8 protein-coding genes are annotated in these 14155 nt (G+C 63.6%); all 8 read right to left on the reverse strand.

Annotation, left to right across the window (positions count from 1 at the left end):
* Positions 1-6: 6 nt before the first annotated feature.
* The 8 genes from rpsJ to rpoB all read right to left on the reverse strand — a co-directional run bounded on the left by rpsJ (position 7) and on the right by rpoB (position 14065).
* On the reverse strand, positions 7-315 hold the full coding sequence (rpsJ, locus tag GNZ21_RS09405) for a 30S ribosomal protein S10 (RefSeq protein ID WP_119902480.1): 309 nt from the start codon (positions 313-315) through the stop codon (positions 7-9).
* A gap of 418 nt (positions 316-733) precedes the next feature.
* On the reverse strand, positions 734-1924 hold the full coding sequence (tuf, locus tag GNZ21_RS09410) for an elongation factor Tu (RefSeq protein WP_188503415.1): 1191 nt from the start codon (positions 1922-1924) through the stop codon (positions 734-736).
* Positions 1925-2054: 130 nt separating this feature from the next.
* Positions 2055-4172: an elongation factor G gene (gene fusA, locus GNZ21_RS09415; RefSeq protein ID WP_276529589.1), complete on the reverse strand. Its 2118-nt coding sequence runs from the start codon at positions 4170-4172 to the stop codon at positions 2055-2057.
* A 22-nt stretch (positions 4173-4194) separates the two neighbouring features.
* Entirely contained in the window at positions 4195-4665 is a 471-nt protein-coding gene (rpsG, locus tag GNZ21_RS09420) for a 30S ribosomal protein S7 (protein ID WP_157323598.1), read from the reverse strand.
* Positions 4665-5039, reverse strand: a complete 375-nt coding sequence (gene rpsL, locus GNZ21_RS09425) for a 30S ribosomal protein S12 (protein WP_120004297.1) — start codon at positions 5037-5039, stop codon at positions 4665-4667. The genes rpsG and rpsL overlap by 1 nt, the downstream gene beginning before the upstream one ends.
* Before the next feature lie 238 nt (positions 5040-5277).
* Entirely contained in the window at positions 5278-6276 is a 999-nt protein-coding gene (locus GNZ21_RS09430; RefSeq protein ID WP_157323600.1) for a DUF4349 domain-containing protein, read from the reverse strand.
* A 224-nt stretch (positions 6277-6500) separates the two neighbouring features.
* Complete coding sequence (gene rpoC / locus GNZ21_RS09435; RefSeq protein WP_157323602.1) at positions 6501-10484, reverse strand: DNA-directed RNA polymerase subunit beta'; 3984 nt, start codon at positions 10482-10484, stop codon at positions 6501-6503.
* A gap of 68 nt (positions 10485-10552) precedes the next feature.
* A complete protein-coding gene (gene rpoB / locus GNZ21_RS09440; protein WP_157323604.1) occupies positions 10553-14065 on the reverse strand; it encodes a DNA-directed RNA polymerase subunit beta in 3513 nt (1170 codons plus the stop codon).
* Positions 14066-14155: the final 90 nt, after the last annotated feature.

Here is a 14155-nt window from a genome sequence, read left to right on the forward strand (position 1 = left end):
CCCCTTCTAGAGCTTGATCTCGATGTTGACGTCTGCAGGCAGGTCGAGACGCATCAGGGAGTCCACAGCCTTGGGCGTGGGGTCCACGATGTCGATCAGGCGCTTGTGGGTGCGCATCTCGAAGTGCTCGCGAGAGTCCTTGTACTTATGCGGCGACCGAATCACGGTGTAGACGTTCTTCTCAGTGGGCAGCGGCACGGGGCCTACCACTGTGGCGCCTGCACGGGTGACCGTGTCGACAATCTTCCGTGCGGAAGTATCGATGACCTCGTGGTCATACGACTTCAGCCGGATGCGGATTTTCTGTCCCGCCATGGCGTTGAGCCTCTTTCTGACTTGGCTTCCAATACGTCCTGGTCTCAGTCAGGCCTGTCCTGTCAGGACGCAGGGGTCCTCAGAAAGAGTTGTCAAACACCTTCTGCAGTTATGGCCTGACCGAACAGCGTGAGCCCGGGCTTACCGGGGTGTTCGCGCTGCTGGCGTCCGGTCCACGCGGTCGGGCGTGTCGCTTCAATGCTCTGCGCACAGCAACACCCGCGGTGATCCGGGGTAGTTCATGGGATTTTCGCTCAATGGGCGCAATGCACCCTGAGCAACTTGTCTATCCTGTCATGCCTGTCTGGTTTGTGCAAATCGAACATCGGTGTCCCCTGTGGGGTCAGTACGCCGGGGCGGCAACGCGAAAGCCCCCAACACCCTTAGGTGCTGGGGGCTTTCGTTCAGCTGATGAGGATCAGGCGAGGATCTTGGTGACCTTGCCGGAGCCCACGGTGCGGCCACCCTCACGGATGGCGAAGCCGAGGCCCTCCTCCATAGCGATCGGCTGGATGAGCTCGACAGTCATCTCGGTGTTGTCACCGGGCATCACCATCTCAGTGCCCTCGGGCAGCTCGATCACACCGGTCACGTCAGTGGTCCGGAAGTAGAACTGCGGACGGTAGTTGGTGTAGAAGGGGTTGTGGCGCCCGCCCTCATCCTTGGACAGGATGTAGACGTTGGCCTCGAACTTGGTGTGCGGGGTGATGGAGCCGGGGGCTGCCACAACCTGTCCGCGCTCCACGTCGTCACGCTTCAGGCCGCGCAGCAGCAGGCCACAGTTCTCGCCGGCCCATGCCTCGTCGAGCTGCTTGTGGAACATCTCGATACCAGTCACGGTGGTCTTCTGCTTGTCCCGGATGCCCAGGATCTCGACCTCGGAGTTGATGGCCAGGGTGCCGCGCTCTGCACGGCCGGTCACCACGGTGCCGCGGCCGGTGATGGTGAAGACGTCCTCGATGGGCATCAGGAACGGCTTGTCCTTGTCACGCTCGGGCTCGGGGATGAACTCGTCAACGGCCTCCATGAGGTCCTCAACGGTCTTGACCCACTCAGGATCGCCCTCGAGGGCCTTCAGGCCGGAGGTGCGGATCACGGGTGCGTCATCGCCGTCGAACTCCTGGTCGGAGAGCAACTCGCGAACTTCCATCTCGACGAGGTCGAGGAGCTCCTCGTCATCGACCATATCGGACTTGTTCAGCGCCACCAGCAGCTTCGGCACGCCGACCTGGCGGGCCAACAGCACGTGCTCGCGGGTCTGAGCCATCGGACCGTCGGTTGCAGCAACCACCAGGATCGCGCCGTCCATCTGTGCAGCACCGGTGATCATGTTCTTCACATAGTCAGCGTGACCGGGGGCGTCAACGTGTGCGTAGTGACGCTTCTCGGTCTGGTACTCAACATGGGAGACGTTGATGGTGATGCCGCGCTCGCGCTCCTCAGGAGCGTTATCGATGTTGGCGAAGTCCTTGGCCTCGTTGAGGTCAGGGTACTTATCAGCCAGCACCTTGGAGATCGCGGCAGTCAACGTGGTCTTGCCGTGGTCGACGTGACCGATGGTGCCGATGTTGAGGTGCGGCTTAGTCCGCTCGAACTTTGCCTTGGCCACAGGTTCCTCCTATAGAACGTGGTTGTGAGTAAGACTTACTTCAGGCACAGGGGTGTCCCAGGCTGAAACTCTCGCAAGTCTACTAATTACGGGGGTTTTGGGGAAATTCAGTTGGTTGAGGGACCAACGGCTACTCGCCGCGAGCCTTCTCGATGATCTCGTCGGACACAGCCTTCGGCACCTCTGCGTAGGAGTCGAAGGACATGGTGAAGACTGCGCGGCCCTGGGTGCGGGAACGCAGCTCGCCGATGTAGCCGAACATTTCGCTCAGCGGCACAGCAGCCTTGACCACTTTGACGCCGGAGGCATCCTCCATGGACTGGATCTGACCGCGGCGGGAGTTCAGGTCGCCGATCACATCGCCCATGTACTCCTCTGGAGTGCGGACCTCCACAGCCATCATGGGCTCCAGGATCACCGGGTTGGCACGCTTGATGCCTTCCTTGAAGACCTGGGACCCGGCCAGCTTGAAGGCCATCTCAGAGGAGTCGACATCGTGGTAGGCGCCATCCCGCAGGATCGCCTTGACCCCAACCATGGGGTAGCCGGCGAGCACGCCGAGCTGCATGGCGTCCTGGATACCGGCATCCACCGAGGGAATGTACTCGCGGGGGATGCGGCCACCGGTGACAGCGTTCTCGAACTCGTAGAGCTCCTCGCCGTCGGTCTCCAGGGGCTCGAAGTCCACGATCACCTTGGCGAACTGGCCTGAACCGCCAGTCTGCTTCTTGTGGGTGTACTCGACCTTCTCGACCTTCTTCTTGATGGTCTCGCGGTAAGCCACCTGCGGCTTGCCAACATTGGCCTCCACCTTGAACTCGCGCTTCATGCGGTCCACGAAGACGTCGAGGTGGAGCTCACCCATACCGCCGATGACGGTCTGGCCGGTCTCCTCGTCCAGGGAGACCGTGAAGGTCGGGTCCTCAGCCACCAGCTTCTGGATGGCAGTGGAGAGCTTCTCCTGGTCACCCTTGGACTTCGGCTCGATCGCCACGTTGATCACCGGCTCCGGGAAGCTCATGGATTCCAGGACGATCGGGTGGTCCGGGTTGCACAGGGTGTCACCGGTGGTGGTGTCCTTCAGGCCGATCACCGCGTAGATGTGACCTGCCTGGATCTCCTCGACCGGGTTCTCCTTATTGGCGTGCATCTGGAAGAGCTTTCCAATGCGCTCCTTCTTCCCCTTAGTGGAGTTGAGGATCTGTGCGCCGGAGGCCAGCTTGCCCGAGTACACGCGGATGAAGGTCAGCGTGCCGAAAAACGGGTGGGAGGCGATCTTGAAGGCCAGTGCGGAGAAGGGCTCGTCCTTGGAGGGCTTGCGTGTGAGGATCTCCTCCTCATCACCGGGCTTGTGACCCTCCATGGACTCCACGTCTGCCGGGGAGGGCAGGTAGTCCACCACAGCGTCGAGCATGGGCTGAACCCCGCGGTTCTTGAATGCGGAGCCGCAGAAGACCGGGTAGGCCTCGCCGTCGACGGTCAGCTTGCGAATGCCGACCTTGAGCTCCTCAGGAGTGAGCTCCTCGCCCTCGAGGTACTTCTCCATGAGCTCCTCATCGGCCTCAGCCACGGCCTCGATGAGCTCATTGCGGTACTCCTCGGCACTCTCCTTGAGGTCCTCGGGGATCTCCTGGACCTCGTACTCAGCGCCCATGGTCACATCGCCCTTGGCATCCCCGGGCCAGACCAGTGCACGCATGTAGAGCAGGTCCACCACGCCGATGAAGTCGTTCTCGGCACCGATGGGCAGCTGCATCACCAGCGGCTTGGCACCCAGGCGGGACTTGATGGTGTCCACGGTGAAGTAGAAGTCGGCACCAAGCTTGTCCATCTTGTTGACGAAGCAGATGCGCGGGACGTTGTACTTATCAGCCTGGCGCCACACAGTCTCGGACTGGGGCTCCACACCCTCCTTGCCGTCGAAGACTGCCACAGCGCCGTCGAGCACGCGCAGGGAGCGCTCCACCTCAACGGTGAAGTCCACGTGGCCGGGGGTGTCGATGATGTTGATCTGGTTGTTCTCCCAGAAGCAGGTCACCGCGGCGGAGGTGATGGTGATGCCGCGCTCCTTCTCCTGCTCCATCCAGTCCGTAGTCGACGCACCGTCGTGGGTCTCACCGATCTTGTGGTTCATCCCTGTGTAGAACAGGACACGTTCGGTGGTGGTGGTCTTGCCGGCATCGATGTGAGCCATGATGCCGATGTTGCGGACCTTCTTGAGGTCAGTGAGCACCTCTTGTTGTGCCACGGTATTTATCCCCTATTCCTTATTACCAGCGGTAGTGGGCGAAGGCCTTGTTGGCTTCGGCCATCTTGTGGGTGTCCTCGCGGCGCTTGACTGCAGCACCCAGGCCGTTGGAGGCGTCGAGGATCTCGTTCATCAGGCGGTCGGTCATGGTCTTCTCGCGGCGGTCCTTGGCGTAGCCGACCAGCCAGCGCAGGGCCAGGGCGGTGGCGCGGCCGGGCTTGACCTCCACGGGCACCTGGTAGGTGGCACCGCCGACGCGGCGGGAGCGGACCTCCAGGGCGGGGCGGATGTTGTCCATCGCAGTCTTCAGCGTCTCGACGGCGTTCTCGCCGTTCTTCTTGGCGACACCCTCCAGGGCGCCGTAGACGATGCGCTCAGCGGTGGACTTCTTGCCGTCCTGCAGCACCTTGTTGATCAGCTGGGTGACCAGCGGGGAGCCGTGGACAGGGTCCTGGACGAGTGGGCGCTTAGGAGCGGGTCCCTTACGTGGCATTACTTCTTCTCCTTCTTGGCGCCGTAGCGGCTGCGGGCCTGGCCGCGACCCTTGACACCCTGGGTGTCGAGGGCGCCGCGAACGATCTTGTAGCGGACACCGGGGAGGTCCTTGACTCGACCACCGCGTACGAGCACGATCGAGTGCTCCTGCAGGTTGTGGCCCTCACCGGGAATGTATGCGGTGACCTCCACGCCGCCGCCCAGGCGGACACGGGCCACCTTGCGGAGTGCGGAGTTCGGCTTCTTGGGCGTGGTGGTGTACACGCGGGTGCACACGCCACGGCGCATGGGTGACCCCTGCAGGGCAGGAGTGGCGTTCTTGGCGGCCTTGGGGCTGCGCCCCTTGCGCACCAGCTGCTGAATGGTAGGCACTATGCAATCTCCATTGTTGTCAGGTCTTGTGGCCGTCTCCGGCCGGGCACGTCTCTGCGCTGGGGAAGTTCCGCCACAGTTTCAGGTTCGGAGGCTGCGGCTGGCGCAACTGCCTCTAAGCATGAAAATATGTGGCATTTGTTGCGCACCTTCCCCGCAACCCGGACCGAGTCCTACTGCCACACAGAAACAATCAAGGCAACAATACCAGCTGACGCGGATTGACGCGAACGCAGTCCTAGGCGCGGCCCCGCTCCGGACCCCGCTCCGCACCCTGGTCCGGATCCGGGTGCGGCTCGGCGGCGGGTTCAGCAGTCTCCTGCTGGTGAGGGTTTTCGGAATGCTCGGGCTGCGGTGCAGGCGCAGGGCGCCGTGCTGCGCGTTTGCGCCGGTACCGGCGCAGCAGCAGGAGGATGACGACGACGGGGACTGCCAGTACCGCCAACCAGGGCACCAGTACGCCTGCCCCCACCAGGAATCCATTGATGAAGGTCACCAGCCCGTTCCAGCCGGACTGCAGCCCACCTATGAATCCCTCGCGGTCCACCTCCGTGATCGGCTCGGTGCTGAACTGGATATGCAGTGTGGAGAGTGAGACTTGGTCTTCGAGCGCATTGAGGTCTGCCTGCAGGGACTCCAGGGAGGCCTGCCGCTCGCTGAGCGTGGTTTCGATCTGCAGCAGCTCCTCGGCGGAGTCGGCCTCGGACATGATCTCGATCAGCCGGTCCACCGAGGTCTCCAGCGCCTCGATCCGGGCATTGAGGTCGCGGTAGGTCCCGGTGACATCCTGAGCGGACTCGGTGAGGTCCGTGACGTCGCCGTAGTCCTCCAGCTGCTCCAGGAGCTCGTCCAGGTTCTCCTGGGGCAGGCGCAGAGTCACACTGGCATAGGTGGGCGTGCCGTCCTCGTCGGTGGACTCCTCACGAGCTTCCACATACCCGCCGTAGCCGGCGGCCTGCCCAACCACCCGACGCACCGCTTCACGGGTGTCATCTACTTCCACCACGGCTGAAGCAGTGGTGATGACCTGGCGTTCGGCGGCTCCCGGCCCGCCCTCAAGATCGCTGCCGCTCTCATCCTGGGCCTGGGGCTGGCCAGCCTCATCTGCCGGGCCCTCGGCCATCTCCATGTCATAGTCGACGGCTGCCTCTCCGTCGGAGTCAGGTGCGGAACCGCAAGCGGTCAGCACAAAGAGCGCCATGATCACAGCTGCGAAGGTTCTCAGTACCCGTTCCATGCCCTGAAGTTTACGATTGCAAATTCTGCTCTGGCAAGTGCGCCAACGGATCGTAATCGCACTGTGATGCTTCACCGGTGCCCGGCCATCCCAGGTCAGCCAGCGACGCGGAAGGCCCGGCTCCCACGGTGGGGAACCAGGCCTTCAGCGGTGTTGGGGGCCGGCAAGCCAACCCGGCGGCGTCGTTATCTAGTGACTGCGCCGTTCTTCCGTCCGAGACCAGCTCAGCGGAAGTCGACGTCGGTGTTGTAGTCCTCCAGCGGGATCGCGTGGAACTCGCTGTCCCCGTCAGCTCCGGCGTAGTCGAAGCTGGAGCCGTAGAGGCTCGGTCCGGTGAACAGGTTGGCCTTGGCGTCCTCAGTAGGCTCCACCACAGTCTGGGTGTAGCGGTCCAGGCCGGTGCCGGCCGGGATGAGCTTACCGATGATCACGTTCTCCTTCAGACCCAGTAGCGGATCCGACTTGCCTTCCATAGCCGCCTGGGTGAGCACCCGGGTGGTCTCCTGGAAGGAGGCTGCGGAGAGCCAGGAGTCGGTGGCCAGCGAGGCCTTGGTGATGCCCATCAGCTCATCACGTCCGGAAGCCGGGCGCTTGGATTCCTCGAAGGCCTTCTTATTGGCCTGCTGGAACCGGAACCGGTCTGCCAACTCACCGGGCAGCAGGTCAGTTTCGCCGGATTCGATGACGGTGATCCGGCGCAGCATCTGCCGGACGATGACCTCCACGTGCTTATCGTGGATGCCCACGCCCTGGGACTGGTACACCTCCTGCACCTCAGCCACCAGGAACTTCTGAGCGGCCCGGGGACCGAGCACGCGCAGCACGTCCTTGGGGTTCACGTGACCGCGGACCAGCTGAGTGCCGACCTCCACGTGGGCGGTGCCGGAGTTGTCCTCGCCGAGGTCGATCAGTAGACGGGCGCGGCGCAGGATCGGGTAGACCTGCTCCTCGGAGCCGTCGTCCGGGACCAGCACCAGGCGTGCCTGCTTGTCATCCTCCTCGTAGCGGACCCGTCCGGTGGACTCGGCGATGGGGGCCACACCCTTAGGTGTACGGGCCTCGAAGAGCTCCTGGATACGCGGCAGACCCTGGGTGATGTCATCAGCTGAGGCCACACCGCCGGAGTGGAAGGTACGCATGGTCAGCTGAGTACCGGGCTCACCGATGGACTGGGCGGCGATGATGCCCACAGCCTCACCGACATCGACCCGGTGGCCGGCTGCCATGGAGCGCCCGTAGCAGGCGGCACAGGTGCCCACTGGAGACTCACAGGTCAGCACGGAGCGGACCTTGATGGTGGTCACCCCGGCCTCGAAGAGCTTGTCGATGATCACATCGCCCACCTCGGTGCCGGCCTCGGCCAGCACCTCACCGTTGGCGTCGGCAACAGGCTCAGCAAGGGTGCGGGAGTAGGCGGAGGACTCCACCATCTTGTGCAGCTCCACCTCCACACCCTCCAGCTCGTCGGAGACGTACTTGCGGCCGGACTTGATCAGCACTCCGTCAGGGCGCAGATCATCATCGTGGGCGTAGTACTTGGGCTGCGCGATCGGCACGGTGAGGCCACGGGTGGTGCCGCAGTCCTCATCGCGGACGATCACGTCCTGGGAGACATCCACCAGACGGCGGGTGAGGTATCCGGAGTTGGCGGTCTTCAACGCGGTGTCGGCCAGACCCTTACGGGCGCCGTGAGTGGCGATGAAGTACTCCAGCACAGTCAGGCCCTCGCGGTAGGAGGACTTGATGGGCCGCGGGATGATGTCACCCTTGGGGTTGGTCACCAAACCACGGATACCGGCAATCTGACGGATCTGGTTCCAGTTGCCGCGTGCCCCTGAGGTCACGGTCCGGTTGATGTTGTTGAGGGAGTCCATTCCCTCCATCATGGCCTTCTCGATCTCAGAGGTGGCCTTGCCCCAGATCTCCTGCAGCTCCTGGGTGCGGTTCTCCTTGCCGATGAAGCCGAGGCTGTACTCCTCCTCCACCTTGGCGACCTGAGCCTCGTACTTCTCCATGATGGCGGCTTTGTCGAAGTTGGAGGTGATATCAGAGATCGCCACGGTCACCCCGGAACGGGTGGACCAGTAGAAGCCGGCATCCTTGAGGTTGTCCAGAGTCTGGGCAACCTGCACGGTGGAGTACCGCTCGGAGATGTCGTTGATCAGCGAGCCCAGGGCCTTCTTATCCGCGACACGGTCCTGCCAGGGGTAACCCTCAGGCAGCAGCTCGTTGAACAGCACCTTGCCCAGGGTGGTCTCGATCAGCGCAGGCTGACCTTCCTCCCAACCCTCAGGAGCGGGGACCTCCTTGGAGGGGATGAAGCCCTCCACCTGGATCTTCACCGGGGCGTTGAGGTGCAGCTCCTTCAGGTCGAAGGCCATCTGGGCCTCGCCGACGGAGGAGAAGATGCGGCCGGCGCCGGTCTCATCCTCACGCACGGTGGTCAGGTGGTGCAGACCGATGATCATGTCCTGTGCGGGCAGGGCCACCGGGCGGCCGTCGGAGGGCTTAAGGATGTTGTTGGAGGAGAGCATCAGGATGCGCGCCTCCGCCTGAGCCTCTGGGCCCAGCGGCAGGTGCACAGCCATCTGGTCACCGTCGAAGTCGGCGTTGAAGGCGGCACAGACCAGCGGGTGCAGCTGCAGGGCCTTGCCCTCCACCAGCTGCGGCTCGAAGGCCTGGATGCCCAGACGGTGCAGGGTGGGTGCACGGTTGAGCAGCACCGGGTGCTCGGTGATGACCTCCTCGAGCACATCCCACACTGCGGAGCGCTGGCGCTCCACCATCCGCTTGGCGGACTTGATGTTCTGAGCGTGGTTGAGGTCCACCAGCCGCTTCATCACGAAAGGCTTGAACAGCTCCAGGGCCATCTGCTTAGGCAGACCGCACTCGTGCAGCTTCAGCTGCGGACCCACCACAATGACCGAACGGCCGGAGTAGTCCACACGCTTGCCGAGCAGGTTCTGGCGGAACCGGCCCTGCTTGCCCTTGAGCATGTCGGAGAGCGACTTCAGCGGGCGGTTGCCGGGTCCGGTGACCGGGCGGCCACGGCGGCCGTTGTCGAACAGGGAGTCCACGGACTCCTGCAGCATGCGCTTCTCGTTGTTGATGATGATCTCAGGGGCACCGAGGTCCAGCAGCCGCTTCAGACGGTTGTTGCGGTTGATCACCCGGCGGTAGAGGTCGTTGAGGTCGGAGGTCGCGAAGCGGCCGCCGTCCAGCTGGACCATGGGGCGGATCTCCGGCGGAATCACCGGGACAGCCTCCAGCACCATACCGGTGGGCGAGTTGCCGTTGACCAGGAAGGCGTTGAGCACCTTGAGCCGCTTCAGGGCGCGGGTCTTGCGCTGGCCCTTTCCGGTGGCGATAGTCTCGCGCAGCTTCTCAGCCTCAGCGGCCATGTCGAAGCTCTGCAGACGCTTCTGGATGGCCTCGGCACCCATGAAGCCTTCGAAGTACTGGCCGTACTTGGCGCGCATCTCCCGGAAGAGCGTCTCATCGCCTTCCAGGTGGCCCACAGTGATGTTCTTGAACCGGTCCCAGACGTTCTGGATCTGCTCGATCTCGGCGTCGGCGCGCTTGCGCACCTGGCCCATCTGCTTTTCCTTGGTCTCGCGGAACTTCTTCTTCTCCGCAGCCTTGGCACCCTCGGACTCCAGCTCAGCCAAGCCGTCCTCGAGCTCCTTGGCGATGGCGGCAATATCGGCATCGCGCTGGGAGGTCAGGTGGCTGATCTCCTGGTCCACCTCAGCCTGCAGGTTGGGCAGGTCCTCGTGGCGGCGGTCGGCGTCTACTGAGGTGATCATGTAGGCGGCGAAGTAGATGACCTTCTCCAGGTCCTTCGGCGCCAGGTCCAGCAGGTAGCCCAGGCGGGAGGGCACGCCCTTGAAGTACCAGATGTGGGTGACCGGGGCAGCCAGCTCGATGTGGCCCATCCGCTCGCGGCGGACCTTGGAGCGGGTGACCTCCACGCCGCAGCGTTCACAGGTGATGCCCTTGAAGCGCACGCGCTTGTACTTGCCGCAGTAGCACTCCCAGTCCCGGGAAGGTCCGAAGATCTTCTCGCAGAACAGGCCGTCCTTCTCCGGCTTCAGGGTCCGGTAGTTGATGGTCTCGGGCTTCTTCACCTCGCCCTTGGACCAGGCCAGGATGTCGTCAGTGGTGGCCAGCCCGATGCGCATGGTGTCGAATGAGGATTCAGTGGACATAGTCCGGTATCTCTCTTTTCTTCTCTAAAAATTCGTCAAGCGTATGTGAGTCGGAAGAAGTCTGGGTCTCAGACTTCTTCGACCGAGCTGGGCTCAGCCCGGGAGAGATCGATGCCGAGCTCCTCAGCGGCGCTGAAGCCGGAGTCCTCGGAATCGGCGTCGCGCATCTGGAAGGCGTCGCCGTGCTCGTTGAGCACCTCGACGTTCAGGCACAGCGACTGCATCTCCTTGATGAGCACCTTGAAGGACTCCGGAACGCCGGGCTCCGGGATGTCCTCGCCCTTGACGATGGCCTCGTAGACCTTCACGCGGCCGTGGATGTCATCAGACTTGATGGTCAGCAGCTCCTGCAGGGTGTAGGCGGAGCCATAGGCCTCCAGGGCCCAGACCTCCATCTCACCGAAGCGCTGGCCACCGAACTGCGCCTTACCACCCAGCGGCTGCTGGGTGATCATGGAGTAGGGTCCGGTGGAACGAGCGTGGATCTTGTCATCCACCAGGTGGTGCAGCTTCAGAATGTACATGTAGCCCACAGAGACCGAGTCCGGGAACGGCTCACCGGAGCGGCCGTCGAACAGCTGGGCCTTTCCGTCAGGGCCCACCAGCTGCTCACCGTCGCGGGAGGGGTTGGTGGCCTCCAGGATGCCGGTGAGCTCCTCCGGCTCGGCGCCGTCGAACACCGGTGTGGCCACCTTGGTGGGGCCGGTCTCCTTGGGCAGGTTCGGCAGAGCCTTGAGCCATTCGGGGTCGCCCTCGATCTTCCAACCGTTGGCGGCGGCCCAGCCCAGGTGCAGCTCCATGACCTGGCCGATGTTCATACGGCCGGGCACACCCATGGGGTTGAGCACCACGTCGACGGGGGTGCCGTCGGGCAGGAAGGGCATGTCCTCCACCGGCAGGATCCGGGAGATGACGCCCTTGTTGCCGTGGCGCCCGGCGAGCTTGTCACCGTCGGTGATCTTGCGCTTCTGGGCCACGTAGACCCGGACCACCTGGTTCACACCCGGGGGCAGCTCGTGGTCATCGTCCTCGGCGTCGAGGATGCGCACACCGATGACGGTGCCGGACTCTCCGTGCGGCACCTTCAGGGAGGTGTCGCGGACCTCGCGGGACTTCTCACCGAAGATGGCCCGCAGCAGGCGCTCCTCCGGGGTCAGCTCGGTCTCACCCTTAGGGGTCACGCGGCCGACCAGGATGTCTCCTGCGTCAACCTCAGCACCAACGTGGATGATGCCGCGCTCGTCGAGCTGGGCGAGCATCTCCTCGGAGACGTTCGGGATGTCCCGGGTGATCTCCTCGGCACCGAGCTTGGTGTCACGGGCGTCGACCTCGTGCTCCTCGATGTGGATGGAGGTGAGCACATCGTCCTGCACCAGGCGCTGGGACAGGATGATGGCGTCCTCGAAGTTGTGACCCTCCCAGGACATGAATGCCACCAGCAGGTTCTTGCCCAGGGCCAGCTCACCGAGCTCGGTGGAGGGGCCGTCGGCGATGATGGACTGGCGCTCCACCCGGTCTCCCTCGCTGACCCGGACCACCTGGTTGTAGGCGTTGCCCTGGTTGGAGCGCTGGAACTTCATAATCGGGTAGTTGGTGTAGGAGCCGTCGTCGTTTTGGACGATGACCAGGTCCGCGGCCACCTTGGTGACCACACCGGCCTTGGTGGCCACCACGGAGTCGCCAGCGTCAATCGCGGCGTACTTCTCCATGCCGGTGCCCACCAGCGGGGACTCGGACTCCAGCAGCGGCACAGCCTGGCGCTGCATGTTGGCGCCCATCAGTGCACGGTTGGCGTCGTCATGCTCCAGGAACGGGATCAGGGCGGTGGCCACTGAGACCATCTGGCGCGGGGAGACATCCATGTAGTGAATGTTCTCCGGGGCCACCAGCACAGGCTCGCCCTGCTCGCCGGAGGAGGCGTCGCCGCGGCAGAGCACCACGTCCTCAGTGAAGGTGCCGTCCGCGTTCAGCGGTGCGTTGGCCTGAGCAATATTGGCCACCAGCTCGTCATCGGCGGTGAGGTACTCGATCTGCTCGGTGACCTTGCCGTCCACCACCTTGCGGTAGGGGGTCTCGATGAAGCCGAAGTTGTTGATCCGCCCGTAGGTGGCCAAGGAGCCGATCAGCCCGATGTTGGGGCCTTCCGGGGTCTCGATGGGGCACATGCGGCCGTAGTGCGAGGGGTGCACGTCACGGACTTCCATGCCGGCACGGTCGCGGGAGAGCCCACCCGGGCCCAGCGCGGAGAGGCGCCGCTTATGGGTCAGTCCGGCCAGCGGGTTGTTCTGGTCCATGAACTGGGACAGCTGGGAGGTTCCGAAGAACTCCTTGATGCTGGCCACCACGGGCCGGATGTTGATCAGGGTCTGTGGGGTGATGGCCTCCACGTCCTGAGTGGTCATCCGCTCGCGGACCACGCGCTCCATGCGGGACAGCCCGGTGCGCACCTGGTTCTCGATGAGCTCGCCCACCGCACGGATGCGGCGGTTGCCGAAGTGGTCGATATCGTCCACTGTGACCGGCAGCTCCACCTCTTTGCCGTCGCGGAAGCCCTTGATGGTCTTCTGCCCGGCGTGCAGGGAGCACAGGTAGTGGATCATCGCGGTGATGTCCTCTTCGGTGAGCACCGAATCGGTGTACTCCTTGTCCACGCCCAACTTGCGGTTGAGCTTGTACCGGCCCACCTTGGCGAGGTCGTAGCGCTTGGAGCTGAAGTACAGGGAGTCCAGCAGGGAGCGGCCGGCCTCCACTGTGGGCGGCTCGCCCGGGCGCAGCTTGCGGTAGATGTCCAGCAGCGCCTCTTCCTGAGTCTCGAAGGTGTCCTTCTCGATGGTGGCGCGGATGGAGTCGTAGCCGCCGAACTCCTCCAGGATGCGGGACTCGGACCAGCCGATAGCCTTCAGCAGAGCGGTGACCGGCTGCTTGCGCTTACGGTCCAGACGCACGCCGACCTGATCGCGCTTATCGATCTCCAGCTCAAACCAGGCACCGCGGGAGGGGATCACCTTGGCGGTGAAGATCTCTTTGTCAGTGGTCTTGTCCTGGGAGGACTCGAAGTAGGCGCCCGGGGAGCGGACCAGCTGGGAGACCACCACACGCTCGGTGCCGTTGATGATGAAGGTGCCGCGGGAGGTCATCAGGGGGAAGTCACCCATGAAGACGGTCTGCTGCTTGATCTCACCGGTGTTGTGGTTCATGAACTCGGCCTTGACGTACAGCGGGGCCGAGTAGGTGATGTCGTGGTCTTTGCACTCATCCACGGTGTACTTGGGATCCGCGAACTCCGGGTCGGAGAAGCTCAGGCTCATGGTCTCCTGGAAGTCCTCGATGGGGGACATCTCCTCGAAGATGTCAGCCAGCCCAGAGGTGTCGGAGACGCCCTTGATGCCCTTCTCCTTGGCCTCGGCCACACGGGCGGCCCAGGCCTCATTGCCCACCAGACGGTCAAATGACTCAATCTGCAGAGCCAGCAGCTCCGGGACATCGAGGGGTTCGTGGATTTTTGCGAATGAGAGGCGGCCGGCGTATTCGGGGGTGCGGGCCGATGCAGCGGTATTTGGTGAGGTGCTCGAGGCGACCAAGAGGGATCCTTCCACAGACCTGTATTCGTAATGCGTACCGGATCGCTTCCACGTCACATACGTGCGCCACCGCTATATGAAGGCACGAAG

The sequence above is a fragment of the Nesterenkonia alkaliphila genome (genome assembly GCF_009758175.1).
Classification (GTDB): Bacteria; Actinomycetota; Actinomycetes; order Actinomycetales; family Micrococcaceae; genus Nesterenkonia; species Nesterenkonia alkaliphila.